Annotated in this window: 14 protein-coding genes; 7 read left to right on the forward strand and 7 right to left on the reverse strand. The window is 37.6% G+C overall.

Features of this window, described 5'->3' with window-relative positions; translation table 11 throughout:
- The first annotated feature begins 9 nt into the window (after positions 1 to 9).
- Positions 10 to 1,065 (forward strand): SusF/SusE family carbohydrate-binding protein, encoded by a 1,056-nt coding sequence (locus QOX35_RS07380; RefSeq protein WP_135103932.1) that lies wholly within the window; start codon positions 10 to 12, stop codon positions 1,063 to 1,065.
- A gap of 174 nt (positions 1,066 to 1,239) precedes the next feature.
- The gene (locus QOX35_RS07385) at positions 1,240 to 3,456 is read left to right on the forward strand and encodes a glycoside hydrolase family 97 protein (protein WP_283686379.1); all 2,217 of its coding nucleotides are present in this window, start codon (positions 1,240 to 1,242) and stop codon (positions 3,454 to 3,456) included.
- A gap of 104 nt (positions 3,457 to 3,560) precedes the next feature.
- Here the strand turns inward: QOX35_RS07385 and QOX35_RS07390 are convergent, their stop codons facing one another.
- The gene (locus QOX35_RS07390; protein WP_283686579.1) at positions 3,561 to 4,844 is read right to left on the reverse strand and encodes an L-cysteine desulfidase family protein; all 1,284 of its coding nucleotides are present in this window, start codon (positions 4,842 to 4,844) and stop codon (positions 3,561 to 3,563) included.
- 477 nt (positions 4,845 to 5,321) lie between these two features.
- Here QOX35_RS07390 and QOX35_RS07395 point away from each other — a divergent pair, with 477 nt between their 5' ends.
- A complete protein-coding gene (locus QOX35_RS07395; RefSeq protein WP_135103934.1) occupies positions 5,322 to 6,269 on the forward strand; it encodes a diacylglycerol/lipid kinase family protein in 948 nt (315 codons plus the stop codon).
- 2 nt (positions 6,270 to 6,271) lie between these two features.
- On the opposite strand, the gene QOX35_RS07400 is transcribed toward QOX35_RS07395, so the two are convergent.
- The 5 genes from QOX35_RS07400 to QOX35_RS07420 form a co-directional block, all read right to left on the reverse strand.
- Complete coding sequence (locus tag QOX35_RS07400) at positions 6,272 to 8,830, reverse strand: DUF5686 and carboxypeptidase-like regulatory domain-containing protein (protein ID WP_283686380.1); 2,559 nt, start codon at positions 8,828 to 8,830, stop codon at positions 6,272 to 6,274.
- Between the two features lie 129 nt (positions 8,831 to 8,959).
- Complete coding sequence (gene ettA, locus QOX35_RS07405) at positions 8,960 to 10,648, reverse strand: energy-dependent translational throttle protein EttA (RefSeq protein ID WP_135103936.1); 1,689 nt, start codon at positions 10,646 to 10,648, stop codon at positions 8,960 to 8,962.
- Between the two features lie 5 nt (positions 10,649 to 10,653).
- Positions 10,654 to 11,211 (reverse strand): DUF1697 domain-containing protein, encoded by a 558-nt coding sequence (locus QOX35_RS07410; protein WP_283686382.1) that lies wholly within the window; start codon positions 11,209 to 11,211, stop codon positions 10,654 to 10,656.
- Positions 11,212 to 11,224: 13 nt separating this feature from the next.
- A complete protein-coding gene (locus tag QOX35_RS07415; RefSeq protein WP_283686383.1) occupies positions 11,225 to 12,880 on the reverse strand; it encodes an AMP-binding protein in 1,656 nt (551 codons plus the stop codon).
- A 98-nt stretch (positions 12,881 to 12,978) separates the two neighbouring features.
- Complete coding sequence (locus QOX35_RS07420; RefSeq protein WP_283686384.1) at positions 12,979 to 13,908, reverse strand: LysR family transcriptional regulator; 930 nt, start codon at positions 13,906 to 13,908, stop codon at positions 12,979 to 12,981.
- A 233-nt stretch (positions 13,909 to 14,141) separates the two neighbouring features.
- On the opposite strand from QOX35_RS07420, the gene QOX35_RS07425 reads away from it, so the two are divergent.
- A complete protein-coding gene (locus QOX35_RS07425; RefSeq protein WP_283686385.1) occupies positions 14,142 to 14,804 on the forward strand; it encodes a YceI family protein in 663 nt (220 codons plus the stop codon).
- Between the two features lie 76 nt (positions 14,805 to 14,880).
- Positions 14,881 to 15,705: a 4,5-DOPA-extradiol-dioxygenase gene (gene ygiD, locus QOX35_RS07430; protein WP_283686386.1), complete on the forward strand. Its 825-nt coding sequence runs from the start codon at positions 14,881 to 14,883 to the stop codon at positions 15,703 to 15,705.
- A gap of 16 nt (positions 15,706 to 15,721) precedes the next feature.
- On the opposite strand, the gene QOX35_RS07435 is transcribed toward ygiD, so the two are convergent.
- Positions 15,722 to 16,660 carry a hypothetical protein gene (locus QOX35_RS07435; RefSeq protein ID WP_283686387.1) on the reverse strand — a complete coding sequence of 313 codons (939 nt, stop codon included), beginning with the start codon at positions 16,658 to 16,660 and terminating at the stop codon, positions 15,722 to 15,724.
- A 312-nt stretch (positions 16,661 to 16,972) separates the two neighbouring features.
- Here QOX35_RS07435 and QOX35_RS07440 point away from each other — a divergent pair, with 312 nt between their 5' ends.
- Together QOX35_RS07440 and QOX35_RS07445 are read left to right on the forward strand one after the other, a co-directional pair.
- Complete coding sequence (locus QOX35_RS07440) at positions 16,973 to 17,353, forward strand: hypothetical protein (protein ID WP_283686388.1); 381 nt, start codon at positions 16,973 to 16,975, stop codon at positions 17,351 to 17,353.
- Entirely contained in the window at positions 17,350 to 17,919 is a 570-nt protein-coding gene (locus QOX35_RS07445; protein ID WP_283686389.1) for an RNA polymerase sigma factor, read from the forward strand. Before QOX35_RS07440 ends, QOX35_RS07445 begins: the two co-directional genes overlap by 4 nt.
- The last annotated feature ends 71 nt before the right edge of the window (positions 17,920 to 17,990 follow it).

Consider the following 17,990-nt stretch of genomic DNA (forward strand, 5'->3'; position numbering starts at 1 on the left):
AAAATAGATATGAAACTATTAAAATATATACCTGTTGTTTTTCTTTCTCTAATAACTTTTGCTTCGTGCGATAGTGATTTGGATAAAGTAACATATCATGAAGAAGATGCAAAAATAGGGGCTTTAAATCCAATTGCATCATCTTATGTCCTTGATGACAAAAAGGCTGATGAGGTAGTCGATACGTTTAAATGGACGAAAGCTTCATTTGGTTATGACGCTGCTATTATCTATAAATTGGAAGTTGATGTGGCTGGTAAAGATTTTGCAAATAAGAAAACTATTTCTTCTCTTATAGGAAAGACTCAAGCTGCTATAACTCATAAAGAATTGAATAATGTGTTATTAAGCCTTGATTCTATATATAATATTCCCCCAAGAACAGAAGCTACTTATGATATACGTATATCTGCAACTATTGGTGATGTTATAACTCCTTTGTATACAAATGTAGTAACTTCTAAAATTACTACCTATTTATCATATCCTAAGAATGTATATATGATAGGAGCTGATTTTGGCGGATGGAACTGGAGTGATGCCGGTATTGTAGATATGACTCCTGTTTGGGGACTTGACGGGACTTTCTGGGCGATACGATATTTTAAAGCAGCAAATGGCTTCAAATGGAATACTTCTAAAGCGTGGGATGGTTCAGACTTTTATGAATTGGATTCTAAGGAAGGATATACAACGAATGGAGGCAATGCATTTGTTCCTGCCGATGGCTTTTATATTGTTTATATGGATATGCCTAATAAAAAGATTACAATAAAAGCGGCAGAAGTCTATGGAATGGGAGACTGTTTTGGTGGATGGAGTACTGCTACATATCCATTTACCGCATCTGGCAACAAAATGTCTATAACAACTACAGGTGCAGGTGAATTAAGAATGTATGCTGGTTATCCTGCAGTTGGAGGTGATTGGTGGAAAATGGAATTTATTATTCTTAACGGAAAAATAGAATATAGAGGTAAAGGTGGTGACCAAGATAGAGTTTCTGTTGCTGCAGGCAAAAAAGTTACTCTTGATTTCAATGCCGGTACAGGTACAATAGAATAAATTAGATTGATAGAAATACTCATTAGAAGAGGTGGCTGATTTGGTCACCTCTTCTTTTTACTATAATCTGCAAACGTTTGCAGATTATTTTGTTTGGTTTACGAGAAAAGGATTCTATCATTGAACTCTAAATGTAGTTTCTTTGTATAATAGGAAAATATTTTTTTAAGAATCATGAAAAAAATCATTAGTATTTCTATTTTTATTGGCTTTTATTTAATCTTTGGAACAGTGAAAGCGCAAGAACTCAAATCACCAAATGGAAATCTTACATTAAAGTTTTATTTGCAAGGTAATGGTGTGCCAACTTATACTTTAACGTATAAGGGAAAAGACGTAATTAAGCCTAGTAAGCTGGGTTTGGAGTTGAAAGACAATAGTGACTCTCATACCGATTTCAATGACTTTTCTATAAAAGGAAATACAGACTCACAAAAAGAAGACAAGGTTTCTTTACTAGACGGATTTCAGCTTACAGATAGCAAGACCTCATCTTTTGATGAAACATGGCAGCCTGTATGGGGTGAAGTAAAAGAAATACGCAATCATTATAATGAATTAGCTGTGACGCTAAATCAGAAATCAACAGACAGGCATATTCTTATCCGTTTTCGTCTCTTTGATGATGGCTTAGGATTTCGCTATGAATTTCCCGAGCAAAAGAATCTTATATACTTTGTTATAAAAGAAGAGCGAACTCAGTTTGCTATGGCCGGCGATCATAAAGCATTCTGGATTCCGGGCGATTATGATACACAAGAATATGATTATACGACATCGAAGTTATCAGAGATAAGAGGGTTGATGAGTAAAGCTATAACTCCTAACTCATCTCAGACGCCGTTTTCTCCAACAGGGGTACAAACTGCATTGATGATGAAAACAAATGACGGGTTGTATATCAATCTGCATGAGGCTGCTTTGATAAACTATGCATGTATGCATCTAAATTTGGATGATAAGAACATGGTATTCGAATCTTGGTTGACACCTGATGCACAAGGCAACAAAGGATATATGCAAGCTCCATGTAACACGCCGTGGCGTACTGTAATAGTAAGTGATGATGCACGTGATGTATTGGCATCTCATATTACACTGAACTTGAATGATTCGTGTAAGATTGAAGATACATCGTGGATCAAACCTGTAAAATATGTAGGTGTATGGTGGGAGATGATTACCGGTAAAAGCACATGGGCTTATACTGATGATCTATACAGCGTACAGTTAGGAGTGACAGACTATTCTAAGATAAAGCCAAATGGTAAGCATGGAGCAAATACAGCCCATGTGAAAGAATATATAGATTTTGCAGCAGAACATGGGTTTGATGCTGTATTGGTTGAAGGCTGGAATGTAGGCTGGGAAGATTGGTTTGGAAAGTCTAAAGATTATGTATTTGACTTTGTTACTCCATACCCAGACTTTGATGTAAAAGGATTACATGATTATGCGAAGAGCAAGGGCGTTAAAATGATGATGCATCACGAAACATCGGCTTCGGTTCGTAATTATGAGCGCCATATGGATCAGGCATATAAGTTTATGGTAGATAATGGTTATAACTCTGTAAAAAGCGGATATGTAGGAGATATCATCCCTCGTGGAGAATATCATTACGGACAATGGATGGTAAATCATTATCAATATGCACTGGAAAAAGCAGCCGATTATAAAATAATGTTGAATGCTCATGAAGCGGTTCGTCCTACAGGGTTATGTCGTACATATCCAAACCTAATAGGTAATGAGTCAGCTCGTGGAACAGAATATCAGGCATTTGGAGGTAGCAAACCGAATCATGTTACCATACTACCTTTTACCCGTTTGATTGGTGGTCCGATGGATTATACTCCGGGTATTTTCCAGATGGATGTGAGTAAAATTAATCCTGATAATCATTCGCATGTGAATAGTACATTAGCAAACCAATTGGCACTGTATGTGACGATGTATAGTCCGTTGCAAATGGCCGCCGACTTGATAGAAAATTATAAACAGCATATTGATGCTTTCCAGTTTATAAAAGATGTAGCTATCGATTGGGACGAAAGTAAGATACTTGAAGCAGAGCCGGGAGAATATATCACAATAGCACGTAAGGCAAAAGGTTCAAATAATTGGTTTATAGGAAGTGTATGTGATGAAAACGGACGTACATCAACTATTACATTTGATTATCTCGATCCGGCAAAAACATATATTGCTACAATATATAGCGATGCAAAAGATGCTCATTATAAGACCAATCCGCAGGCATATACAATTCGAAAAGTAGTGATTTCTAATAAGTCCAAACTGTCTCAATTCTGTGCTCCGGCCGGAGGGTATGCGATAAGCATTGTTGAAGCAGGGAAGAACGATATAAAAGGTTTAAAGAAACTGTAAAAGGCAAGATACAGTTAGTTATAGGGTTTGGTTATCTAGGTTTGGGCCGCTCCATTTGGGGCGGCTCTTTTATTTCATTTATTTCAATTAATGAATCATGAGTGTTATTTGCTGGTCATTATCTTTAATACCAATTTGTCTGTTTCCTGCATGCCTACGGCACCTATACTTGTCAGGTTCTCTATGGTTTTGTCCACGTCATCATCAACAATACCCTCTAGCGAAGAAACTACTTTCTGCTCCATTGCCATAATTGCCGAAAGCACGGCTGTAGACACTCCGCTGGATATCTTCAAAGCACAACTGGGCTTTGCTCCGTCGCAAATCATGCCAGTGATATTGCCAACCATGTTTTTTACGGCAAATGTTATTTGGTTGTAATCTCCTCCCATTAGATAAGTTATGCCACAACTAGCGCCCGTAGCAGCTGCAACACAGCCACATAGAGCCGATAAACGTCCTAGTTTCTGCTTTATATATACTACTGTAAGGTGGCTGAGAATTAACGCCCTTATCAGACTTTCTTCCGAGCAGTTTGTATCTTCTGCATACGTCAGAACCGGTAGTGTTGCAGTAATGCCTTGATTACCACTGCCTGAGTTGCTCATTACCGGTATCATAGCACCATCCATACGTGCGTCACATGCAGCGGCGGTATACGACATCATATGAGTAAGCATTGAATCTCCGAATATTTGCTTGCCCAATGCTCCTGTCATTGTTTTAGCTACATTGTGACCATAACTTCCTTGAGCTGACAGTTTGGAAGCAGTGCGGTTTAGTTCTGCCGCTTGAAGTATAAAACGAATATCGTCTATCGGAGTAGTAGTCGCAAACTCATATACTTTTGAAAAGGATAATTTTATCTCATCTTTACTCTCTTCGCAATGGTTGCTATCGCATTCGTTTATAATTACTTCGCCATTTTTAGATATGTGAGAAAAGTGTGTATGTGTTTCTTTTATTATGGCTACAGCTTCTTTGTCGTTCTTAAGGCAGTGCACCTCAATATATAGATTATCATCTATATCTTCTTTAAGCCCTATTTCTATCCGTTTTTCCTCAATATATTTTTTCCCTGTATCTACATCTTCAGGCTTCAAGTCTTTCAGCACCTGTAATCCATATTCACTTTTACCTATCAAAGCACCTAGTGCAATCGCTATGGGCAGTCCTACCATCTTTGTCCCTGGAATACCAACACCCATTGCATTTTTCAATATGTTGGCGCTCAGGTATACTTTTATCTTCTCCGGCACGGTTTCCAATACTTCAGTGGCTTTGGCTACACATAGTGAAACCGCTATAGGCTCTGTACATCCGATAGCCGGAACAACTTCTTTTTTGATTAAACTGATGATTAGACTACGTTCACATTCGTTTAGCATGCTCATTTAGCTGATTTAGGTTTTATTGAGACAAAGATACAGGTTCTTCTTTCTATTTATTGTTAAAGGCTTCATAAAAAAGGAAAAGCAAAGAAATAATTGACAATAAGTCAAACAATAGATCATGTTTTAGTTTATCAAAAATGTAACTAAAGTTATTTTTTGCAATCATCATATAAACAATTGTTTATACTCAAAAGGTGACAACCAACGGTCACAGGAGCAAAGCGTATGTAACAGTGACAGTTTTTGATGTTATTTTATTGTGTTACTTTTTGTTTTGTATACCCAATACTATAGTAATCTATGAAAGCCTTTCTTTATATATAAGATAAATTTAGAATATAACTTTATCGGGAGAATGATAATAGGATAGCATCAATAGCCATTTTAAGTGTCATATAATTCAATACTCATTTATTTTGACCGTGATAGTTAAAAGAGTATTTTTGTACGGCAAAACAGATTCATTTCATTATGGTTCAGAAGAAAAAAATATATGTAATAATCAACCCTAAATCGGGTACTTCAGCTAAGCAAAATATTCCGCATAAGATTGCTGAAGCATTTGACGCCCATAAGTTTGATGTGCATATTTTTGTTACCGGGTATCCCGGTCATGGATCAGAAATAGCCACTCAGGCAATAAAAGATAAAGCAGACTATGTGGTTGCTGTGGGGGGCGATGGTACCGTAAATGAAGTAGGAGGGGCTCTTGTAGGCTCAGATGTAGCTCTTGGTATTATACCAATGGGTTCGGGAAATGGTTTAGGGCGCGACCTGAACATCCCAACCGATCCGAAGAAAGCAATGGAGATCATATTGGAAGAAAATATAATATCCATCGATTACGGAACAGTGAATGACCGCATATTCCTTTGCACTTGCGGAGTAGGTTTCGATGCTGAAGTGGCAGCTAAGGTCTCGGGCAGGAAAAATAGAGGCTCTTTGATGTATCTCAGAAATATGCTTGAAATATTTTTTCAACAAAAGCCGCAAGAGTATATAGTTACATGCCCCGAAGGAACAATAAAGGATAAAGCCTTCGTTGTTACTTGTGCTAATGCTTCGCAGTACGGATACAATGCCCATATTGCACCTCATGCCGATATACAGGACGGGTTGATGAATGTGGCGATATTGAAACCTCTTTCGATATTGGATGTGCCTCAAACTTCGGTACAATTGTTTACAAAAAAAATAGATGAGAATAGTAAGATGGTTGAGCTTTTGACCAATGAAGTTACTATTATCAGAGAGCAAGCCGGGGTGATGCACATTGACGGTGATCCGGTAGAGATGGGGAAAGAAATACATGTGAAAATAATTCCATTCGGATTGAAAGTCCTCGTTCCTAAAAAACCACAAAAGAAACACCCTCTTGATCCTCAAGAACTACTGTTGAGAGTTTTAGGTTCTATCTAACTTTAGAAGGTTAGCTCGAATGATATTCTGATTCCGTCTTTATCTACATTCGGATGGTAGAGATAATTTACCCTTCTAACATAATCTACTCGGAAGAATTTAAAGACATTCTCAATGCCAATGTTATATTCCATATAAGGGGTATTTGTGGTTGCAAACGTCTCTTGTGGAAATAACAATAAGTTGTGATTAAACTGAGGGTTGTTGCGCTTACTCAAATCTCCATAGAAACCCCTGAATCCAAATACTTCTCGCCATTTCAACCATTTAAGCACAGGTATTCTATTAAATAACCAGCCTCCCAAATGGTAATATATTTCCCATGATACCTGAGCATCGTGCACAAACTCCAACGGTTCTATCAAATAATAGTTACCACGTTGGACTGTATATGAATTGTTAGCGCTTGGCGTAATCAAGAATGGAAAAGGAGCTTCGCCCCACAGCTTTTCAGCTTGTGCCGATAAGGTTAGCTTTCCGTAAGGAGCTACCCACATTTGTTTGAAGAATGATAATGAAGTTCTGTTGTAATTGTATTGCCCACCAAAAAGATTATTTACGGCCATCACATGCGATAAGGTATAGATGGTGCGTGGTGCAGTCAACGAACTTCTCTTTCGGCGCATCTGGTAGAATTTTTCATTCGGTGCATAGCGCAAGGTCAGCATTGTTTCGGTGGTACGTATTCTATTTACATTGTACTTGTTCCCTGCTTCGTCCATCTTCTCGAAAAGAAGCTTTCCGGCTGCTTCTTCATCGAAAGTATTCCCGGTGAGCGTGAATGAGAATCCACCGTAAAATTCCTTATCGTACGATATTTCAGTCTGGCGGTTGTATGTCATCTTCACATTATTCGATCTGCGAAACGACATAAATATGTTATCTTTTTCGGCTTGTGTCTGTCGTTGACCAAGTGTGTTTACATCATATTTATAAGCTACCGTCAGGTTGTTTCTTGGGTATTCGTCTTTGGTATATTTTACATCGTTAAAAGCCCATGTTGCTTCGCCATAATATTTAAACTTCTCGTCTTTAGTTCCATAAGCCGCATATCCGTATAAGAAGAGGTGCTTATGAAGGTTCTTCGTTGTGTTGAGGGTCAACCTAAAACGATTCCCTTCAACAGGATTGAAACTATACATTGTAGGGAGTCTTCCAATTTCCAACTTTGTGTCCTCCTTGTTTCTGGTAGTAGGAAAATAGCCTGTTGATAATACACTTCCGGCATTCAGCAAAACTTTGAATAGAGCTACTTTGTTTACATCTTCCATCATCTGATCCATCCGGTAATCTTTCTTGAAATCCGAAGGGCGGTTGTTAGTCCAATATTTTTTATCTCTTTTCAGGTAGTCTTTTTCAAATGCTTCGGGAGCAGCCAGAGCAAAAACGGGATCCATCGGATTGTCTATTGTAAATCTCTCGTATGACTTTACTTTATCTACATAGAATTTTACCATGTTTATCATCGACAGGTCTATGGCCATGCGCTCTTTGTCCGGAATCCATTTGTTGTCTGCTGTTTTTTTGAAATCGAGTTGTATGATCAGTTCATCCACAAAATTAATATTCATCTTTTGGGGAGTTCTCAATATTGCTCTTTTTACAGCATACATACTATCCAGAGAAATAAATAAATTACCTGTAAAGCCAATATCCCGTGAATTGAACGGGGCAAAGTCGAGCTTCACATATCGGTTATGATCTATATTAACTGTGTCGGATATATACCAGCGATAGAAATTTACAGAGCTGTGATCACTTAGCGGGCTGACAAACTGCTGGAATAGTAGAGTGATTGAGTTGTCTGTAATATTAATATCCTTAAAAACTTCTTTGATAATGGCATCGAGAGCTTCGGTCTCGAAAGTTTGATCAAGACCTTCTATATGATAGCCTTTTACAATACGTTTGTTCCCTTTCGGATCTTTACGATAGAATACATCTGTTAGCTTCTCTCTTACCGATACAGGCAAAATAGGCTTTTTATCTATCAAAGATGTATCTATATAATTAGGGAGGAATTTGTAACGTTTAAATTGCGATTGTTCAGGCTTGAACTCATTCAGAGCTATAAATGTACGCTCGTACTCTTCATACTGATAGTACTTTAATGCCGAAATACTATTGATATATTTATGGGCTATTACTTTCTTGATCAGTTCTACAGCCGGATTATTCTTTTTAGAATATTTTTCTTTTTGTGGCCGTACTATTATTTCCTTCAGTTGTTTGTCTTCGGGTTCTAATAGTATCTCTCTTGTGGTGGTTACACCTGGATGTATGGTGAATGATTGGCTTTTGTACCCCAATAGTGAAGCCGAAACTGTCGTTCTATTTCCCCTATAGCTTAGTCTATATTCACCATCTTCGTCTGAAAATGTTACCGAAGATGTATTGTCGATCGTAACACTTACGAAAGGTAACTTTTCTTTTGTGACAGCATCTCTTACAACACCACGTACCACTGTGAGGGATTGGGCGTATGTCATGCCACAAAAACAACAGAATAAAAAGAGAAAAACTGTCTTCCTAAGTATTATATATTGTGGAGTTTTACTCATTCTTTTATTGGGGAATCACATTTGTTTTTTGTATTTAAAAAATCAAGAGTAAATATCGATATTTACTCTTGATTATCAATACTAATTAGACTATGTAATTTCTGTAACGTTGCATAAACGTTACTTTTTTTAATTCATAAGCTTACGATAGCGGATACGTCTTGGTTCAACATTACCCAATCGTGCTTTTTTATTTTCTTCGTATTCGCTATAGCTGCCTTCGAAGAAGAAAACTTCCGAGTTTCCTTCAAATGCCAGTATATGAGTACAAATACGGTCGAGGAACCAACGGTCGTGGGAAATAACCACTGCACAACCTGCAAAGTTTTCGAGCCCCTCTTCAAGTGCACGTAAAGTATTTACGTCAATATCGTTGGTCGGCTCATCCAGTAGCAACACATTCGCTTCCGATTTCAGTGTGAGTGCTAAATGTAAGCGGTTGCGCTCACCACCCGACAATACACCTGTCAGCTTTTCTTGATCGCCTCCCGAAAAATTGAAACGAGAAAGATAGGCACGTGCATTGATTTCTTTGCCTCCTACACGAACAAATTCACTCCCTCCAGATATTACCTGATATACAGATTTGTTTGGATCTATATCAGCATGTGATTGATCTACATATCCTATTTTTACGGTTTCGCCCACTTCGAATGTACCTTTATCCGCTTGTTCGAGTCCTTGTATCAGTCTGAAGAGCGTGGTTTTTCCTGCACCATTCGGTCCTATGATACCCACAATTCCTGATGGTGGAAGCATAAATTCGAGATTGTCGAATAATAGTTTATCTCCAAATGCTTTACCTACACCGTGTGCTTCTATCACTTTGTTTCCTAAACGAGGACCATTCGGAATAAATATTTCTAGTTTTTCTTCACGTTCTTTCTGGTCGGCATTCAAGAGTTTCTCGTAATCGTTCAAGCGGGCTTTACCTTTTGCCTGACGAGCTTTAGGAGCCATTCTCACCCATTCCAATTCACGTTCGAGGGTCTTGCGGCGTTTGCTTGCTTGTTTTTCCTCTTGTTCCATACGTTTGGTCTTTTGTTCGAGCCATGAGGTATAGTTTCCTTTCCAAGGAATACCTTCACCGCGGTCGAGCTCAAGAATCCATCCGGCTACATGGTCTAGGAAGTAGCGGTCGTGGGTAATACAAATTACAGTACCCTTGTATTGTTGGAGATGTTGTTCCAGCCAGTCAATTGATTCTGCATCAAGGTGGTTGGTTGGCTCATCCAGCAATAATACGTCCGGTTCTTGTAGTAGCAAACGGCATAATGCTACACGGCGGGCTTCTCCTCCCGACAGGTTGGCTGCCAATTGGTCTTCAGGCGGACAACGAAGAGCATCCATCGCACGCTCTAATTTATTATCTATATTCCAAGCGTCACTTGCATCTATCTTGTCTTGCAATTCTGCCTGACGTGCAAAAAGGGCATCCATTTTGTCCGGGTCTTCATAATATTCAGGCAGACCGAATTTCTCGTTTATGCCTTCGTATTCTTTTAGTACATCCATTATTGGTTGTACACCTTCTTGCACAAGTTCTTTAACGGTTTTTGCAGGGTCAAGTTTTGGATCTTGTTCCAAGTACCCAACCGAGTATCCTTTATCTGATACAATTTCTCCCTGATACTCTTTGTCTATACCGGCTATGATCTTTAGTAATGTTGACTTACCCGAACCGTTGAGCCCGATGATGCCAATTTTAGCCCCATAGAAAAAAGAGAGGTAGATGTTCTTTAATACTTGTTTTTGTGGCGGGTACGTTTTACCTACGCCAATCATTGAAAAGATGATTTTTTTATCGTCTACTGACATGTCTGTTATATAAAATTATTTGTACCTAATTCTACTAATTTATTTATTGTTTTTATATTTCGAGAAGTGCAATATTCATCTGCTTTCTGCAAAGCATTGGCTAGTTTAGAATTTCTGATTGTTTTATCAAATAAAACATATGCATCCCGATTGATTATCTCTAGCCTATCATTTACTTGTTTTCGTGCTGATATACGTTCTCTGCTACTTTCAGATAAAGCTTCTTTATACAGAAACAAATAGAACACTTCACCTTCTGCATTTTGCTCTATATATCGAATATCATTCTCCGAAAATGGAATACAATTCAAAAGTTGCTTTAATTCTGTTAGAGTTCTTAATATAACCGCAATATTTAGTCCGAATGTTTCAAAAATAGATGCTTCTATTTTTGTCTCTAAAGCTTCCTCCGTATCATCTGATGTGAAAAGAATATTGCCGCTTTGGATATATGTTATAGCATCCGATATTCCCATGTTGGCAAACATGAGTTTCAGGTCGGACATCTTTATGATATTTTTCCCTCCAACATTAATTCCCTTGAGGAACGCAATATATACCACTTTGGAATATTATTTATCGTTGATACAAGAATCGTTTTATACTCCGTTTTGGCGTTTTTTCGAATTCTTGCTCCTGTATTCTGAAGTTTGCAACTTGACTACAGCTTGGCAGTCGCTTGTTAATAGATTTTCGTTCAGTAAGGAAAATATCGGAATACTCACTTTCTTTTATATCATGCTTCTTCATATAGTCCTTGTCTGGGTATATGAGAGCGATCAGTTTTCCATTTTCTTCTATAATTAGCGATTCGGATACGAATGGAGAATTATTATAAAAGCCTTCTATCTCTTCCGGATAAATATTTTGTCCTGAAGCTCCTAGTATCATAGTTTTACTACGACCTTTGATAAATATAAAACCATCCCTGTCCATTACGCCTAAATCACCTGTACGTAACCATCCGGCTTCGTCTATGACATGCTTTGTCGCTTCTTCATTCTTGTAGTATCCAAGCATTACATTCTGCCCTTTGACCATGATTTCGCCTGTCTCGGTTTCCATATTCGACGATTCGATGCGTACACTCATTCTATCTACAGGACGTCCGCAAGATCCGGGTTTGTAGGTTTCCCAATACTCGTAAGAAATCAGCGGTCCACATTCTGTCATTCCATATCCAACGGTGTATGGGAATTTTATATCTGTAAGGAACTGTCCTACTTCTTTGTTGAGTGCAGCACCGCCAATCACAACTTCGACCAGCTTACTACCAAACATCGGTATTAGTTTGTCTGCAATCTTTTGATATACTTTTTTTCTGAAGAAAGGAATTTTTATCAGCGTTTTCACCGGCTGCTTCTTTAACTCAGGAAACACACGCATCTGTATGATTTTTTCAATAATCAGTGGCACAGCCAGTACCAAAGTCGGATTTACCTTCGCAAAGGCATCCATTATAATTTGAGGAGAAGGAACACGTGTCAGATAATGAATATGACAGCCTTTGGCGATGGATAATAAAACTTCAAAGGCTAATCCGTACATGTGAGCCATCGGTAGCATGCATACAATACCGTCACCGGCTTTTACAAATTCGATATTATCTATAGCAAACCGTGTATTAGACCATAGGCTGCGATAAGGAACCATAACGCCTTTCGGGTTGCTTGTTGTACCTGATGTATAATTTAGTACGGCTAATTCGTCGGGCGACTCGTCGTGTACAACTACATCTTCTTTCGTAAAGCCATTGGGATATTTTTTCAGTAGTGCCTGATCTAAATTGGCACAGGATGCTAACAATTTGGCAGACCGTGATTTCTGTACAGAAAAGTCATCTATCAAAAGGATAGTTTCCACAGTCGGGATTTGTATCGGGTCTATTTTCGACCATACAAACTCATCGGCAAAGAATACTTTCGATTCCGAGTGATTTACTAGGGAATGTATACTTTCTCCACTAAAATCATGTAATATTGTTGTTATCACAGCACCATAGGTGAGGGATGCAAAAAAGGCAACTGCCCAGTTTGCTGAATTTCGTCCGCAAATAGCTATTTTATCACCTTTTTGGACGTCCATATCTTCGAATAGAATATGCAATTGAGCCATTTTTGTGGCGAAGTCCTTATATAGATATGTTTCGCCATTATAGTCTGTGAGAGCCGGTCGCTCCCAGTTGTTACATATTCCGTCTTTTATGAGGGTTAGAAATTTTCCGCTTTCCATATTTTAAATTGTACTAGGTAATGTATACAAATATACACAAAAAACTAACTTTTTTGTGAATTAGATAGAATCATAACTTAATTTTGTTTTTTAGGTTGCTATACAGTTGTTAAATCTTCCTTATTCGTATCAACATGTTTTAATATGAAAGATTTGATTTTTTCTACATACTGTGGCTGTATCTTATTCTTATTGTAAGCCAAATAGAGTGTATTCGTTGCCGTAATTGTTCCTTTCCATAATGTCTTTACCCATTTGTTTTCTAAAGCCTTTCCTGCTATTATGTCAGATGATACAGCAAGACCACTATTGTTTTTTATGGCTTTTAGGATAGATACGTTATCCGGAATTACAGCATGTAATTTCAGTATAGGGCGTTTCTTGAAGCTCTCTCGCCAGAAGCGCCTGATAAGAGGCAGATTATTGTCGTAGGCATACCACTTATGGGCTTTAAGCCATTTCTCGGCTTCGCTCAAATTGTTTTTTGCTATTAGGTCATCAAATACTGTTGTGTCCATACTCGAATTGCATACAATCATAAATGACTCGGTGAATAGAGGCTCATAGGTGAGCGTATCATCTGATTTGCTCTGCCTGGTGATGATTGCAATATCCAGATCATTGTTGATAAGCTTGCCTGTGAGTTCGTCTGCCAATCCGTATTCAACGGTTAGGTGCAGATCATCTTGACTACCTATATGTTCGGCCAGATAATCCGAAAAGAGTTCTGCTGGAGTGCCAAAGCGTATGCTTGGAGCTTTGTTGAGTACAGTCCTTTTAAATTCGGTTTCAACTCGTTCGAGGTTGTCTATTGATTCTACTATCTGCGTGTAAAGCTGTTTGCCGTACTCCGTTGGAACCATCTTGCGAGGCATTCGTATAAATAGAGGCTGACCGATATAGCTTTCTAGGGATGCCAATTGAATGCTGACATTGGGTTGAGATACCATAAGCTCTTGTGAAGCCTTTGTGAGCGTACCATATTGATAAATGGCTTTAAATGTCCTGTACCATTCTAAGTTTACCATTACTATTTGATTGCAAATTATAAATTCATGAATTGAAATTGAACAATCTTCAGGGTTACAGAGTTCTATATTTATTAGAAACTATTAGCAACCAAAGACTAATGAAATACAAATCTATAAATTTTTTTATGATAATGTATAAATATTGCTATTTTGTAAATAGAAAATGATAATTTAACTTTGCATCATATTTAATAGAACAAATCGATTAGTATTTAAAAATTATAAATAATATGAAAACATATTTATTAGCTATTGCGGTAGTATTGTTTGCTGTGTCTTGCAATACAACAACGAAGAACAAGGTAGAAGGAACAGATGCTCAGTCGGCAGCAACAGGAACAGGTGAACAGTTGGTAGTAGATACAACAGCGTCTACCATTAAATGGAAAGGGTCTAAGGTTGGAGGAGACCATGTAGGAACAATAGCATTGAAGAGTGGACAGTTAGCTGTAAATGGAGAAGAAGTGGCTTCAGGTAGTTTTGTGGTCGATATGAATAATATTGTAGATGAAGACCTTCCTACTCAGATATTAAAAGATAAACTGACAGGTCACCTTAAAAGTGGAGATTTTTTTGATGTCGCTGCTTATCCCGAAAGTACATTTACTATTACTAAAATAGCAAAGGCTGCTCATCCTACCGATAGTGTAAACTATGAAGTGAGTGGTAACCTGAAACTGAAAGATGTAGAGAAAAATATTACATTTGGAGCTAAGATAACAAAAGAAGGAGATGTATATAAAGCTGTTACAGTTCCGTTCTCTATAGATCGTACGCAATGGAATGTAAAATATGGATCTAAAACTCTTTTTGCAGACTTGAAAGAGAATATCGTAAACGATAATATTGAACTACAGATAACTATAGTAGCAAAGGCAGCTCAGCAACAATAAATATATTTATAAATAGGTAGATGAGATTCAGCTCTGATCGTAGGTCAGGGCTGTTTTTGTATATAAGATTAGAATTATGACTCTGAAAGAATTACATAAAAAGGTTATGTCTTTTGATGATACACCTTTGATGCCTGTTGTTTTTGTGGGACATGGAACCCCAATGAATGCAATAGAAGATAATGAGTTTGTGCATGAGTGGAATCGGCTGGGAAGTGAACTACCAAAGCCTCGTGCTATTCTTTGTATCTCAGCGCACTGGGAAACAAGGGGAACATTTGTGACAGCAATGGATATGCCTAAAACAATTCATGATTTCTACGGTTTTCCAAGAGAATTATATAATCAGCGCTATGCTGCGCCCGGTTCACAAGACTTGTCAGCTATCGTGAAAGATCATGTAAAAGCAGTAGAGTTTGATTACGAATGGGGCTTAGATCATGGTAGCTGGAGTGTGTTGAAGCATATCTATCCTTTGGCTGATATCCCTGTTGTACAACTTAGTATAGACCACTTTAAAGGACCAGAGTATCACTATGAACTGGCTCGGGAACTGTTTTTCCTGCGTTCTAAAGGTGTTTTGGTAATCGGTAGTGGCAATATGATCCATAATCTCAGGATGGTGAAAGTAGAAAATGGAGACTTCAATACGGAATATGGTTATGATTGGGCGTTTGAACTGAATGATATTTTCAAAAATAAAATCCAAGAAGAGAATCACAATGCTTTGATTGACTTTAGCCATCTGCACGATTCTGCACGACTAGCTATTCCTACTCCGGAGCATTATATTCCGCTACTCTATATCTTAGCCTTGCAACAGAAAGGAGAGGAAGTCCGATTTTTTAATGATAAGGTTATAGCGGGATCTTTGAGCATGACATCCTTGATTATATCTTAGGGTGGAGAGAAATCTACTATTTTGTGCTTACTATTTTATCGCCTCTGAAGTTTAATTGTCCTGCCGGATAAAACCATTGTTCAGTATTGCCATTTTTAACGACTTCTGTAGGCTCACCCCATGCGAGACGTGTCATATCTTTGGTCATACCAACCCTGATTTTGTTTTGCAATATACGGCGGAAATTGTTTATATTATATTTCTTTGTCAACTCGTTAGCTTCAGTTGCAGTGTATACTTTTTTTATACCTTCGTTGTTATTCAAAAGAGAGTAGGGGATTGCGGTTTTTAATCCACCTTTGCTTTCTAATATCAGAGATAATTCATTGTTTGTGTTATCTATTGTCAGATCGGTACATTTCCACGTTTGACCTGTTGTAAACGATAGCGCTTTTCCGGTAGAAAGATTACGTGACATTTTCAGGATGTCGTCGGATAGAACATATTCTTTTCCCGTTTGTATTGCTTTCTGTTTTAGAAAAAATCCTGTAACGATAAATGGAAATGTATATTCGGAATCGACATTGTATTTATAAAACAATACGTCTCCACTCGATTTTTCCTGAAGTTTCAGATAATAATCATCTGCATAGTCTTGTTTGTTTGATTTTGCTTTCGGGTGATTCAAAACTTCTAAAATCTGGAAATATTTTCCTGCCAGATCTTCATAGCGAGAATTGTAATTATCATTCGGTTTATAGATGTTCTTTTCGTCGTTTAGTATGTCGTCATCCTTTTTATACTTGAGGATAAATCCACTGTATCCATATTTTTGTGAAGGCTTATCAAGGCCTTTAAGAAATAATTCTTGTCCTGTATATTGTAGAACATCTTTTCCTAGAAAGTTTCTAGTGCTGTCGTATGGGAGAATATCTATCTCTTGCTTTTTGTTCTTTTGAGCAAATATTGAGTAACTCAGTAAAGCCATGACGGCTATTAGTAATGTTTTTCTCATTCTTTATCTTTTAAAGGGCATAAAAGTAAATATATTCGATAGAATATTCGGCTTGATGTTTGTTGTAAGTGAATTAGATTTAGTTTTTTTTGTATTTAATGAAAATCTTTCTAAAATATTTTATTGCCTCATTCGTCATAAATAATAGAGATATTTTTGAGATAAAATAAATAATGGAAAAGAAAGATATAAGTAAAACGGCTGTCCCTATAGCAATTATAGTTGCTTCATTACTGATGGCAACGATTAGTATACTTCACTTGTATTTCAGTGTGATAAAGTAAGAGTTTGAGAAATAAAAGGATAAACAATATGAAAAATTTTAAAAGAAAAAAGATCGCGTACTTTTTTATATTTATTACTGTTTTTGCAACATCCATAGCTGTTGTAATGCTTCTGTGGAATGCTCTGATACCTTCAATAATAGGGTGGACGTCTATTAATTATTGGCAGGCGGCCGGTCTTATGATACTGTTGAGGTTACTGTTGGGAGGATTTGGACGTTTTGGTAAATTTGGAAGACATCCTCGCCATGATAAGCGGAATGAAGATTTCTACTATTGGCATGCATTAAGAGCAAAAATGAAAGATATGCCTCTTAGTGAGCGACGCGAATATATTCGGAAGCACATGAGAGAAAGATGTGAAAGAAGAGGTTTTGAATCAGATATGGCCAACGACAATAAAGAATGACGAACGATTTAGCTAAAGGACAACAGAATGTTACCGATATTTTCTATAAGTATCGCGTGCAGCTGAAAAATTATATAGCTAAACGAGTCTTTTCGAAGGAGGATAGGGAAGATATTTTGCAGAATGTTTTTTATCAATTATCAAAAATAGATATGATAGAAAAACCAATTGAGCAAATGTCTGCGTGGTTGTATTCAGTGGCCAATAATCAGATCATAGACCGTAGCCGCAAGCATAGGGAGGTGGATATGCCTTATGTGACAGCTAAAGATGATGAAGATACATTCTTAGCGGAGGTTTCTAGTCTTATGTTTGATAAAGATGCATCTCCCGAGACTACATATTTGCGGGCTTTGGTTTGGGAAGAATTAGACGCTGCTTTGTCCGAACTTCCGATTGAACAACGGGAGGCATTTGAGCTGACAGAGCTTGATGGCTTTTCCTTTAAGGAAATATCAGAAGCTACCGGAATAAGTGTAAATACACTGATTTCTCGCAAACGTTATGCCGTGCTTCATTTGCGAGAGAGGCTAGGTAATTTATATAAAGATTTGTTAGAGGGGTGAAAACTGTTTGAGTGTTGCTATGTAGAATGCTTCAATAGCTTCATCTTCTAAAAAGACTAAGAGTGGATCGC

Source organism: Dysgonomonas sp. Marseille-Q5470 (assembly GCF_951230145.1).
Classification (GTDB): Bacteria; Bacteroidota; Bacteroidia; order Bacteroidales; family Dysgonomonadaceae; genus Dysgonomonas.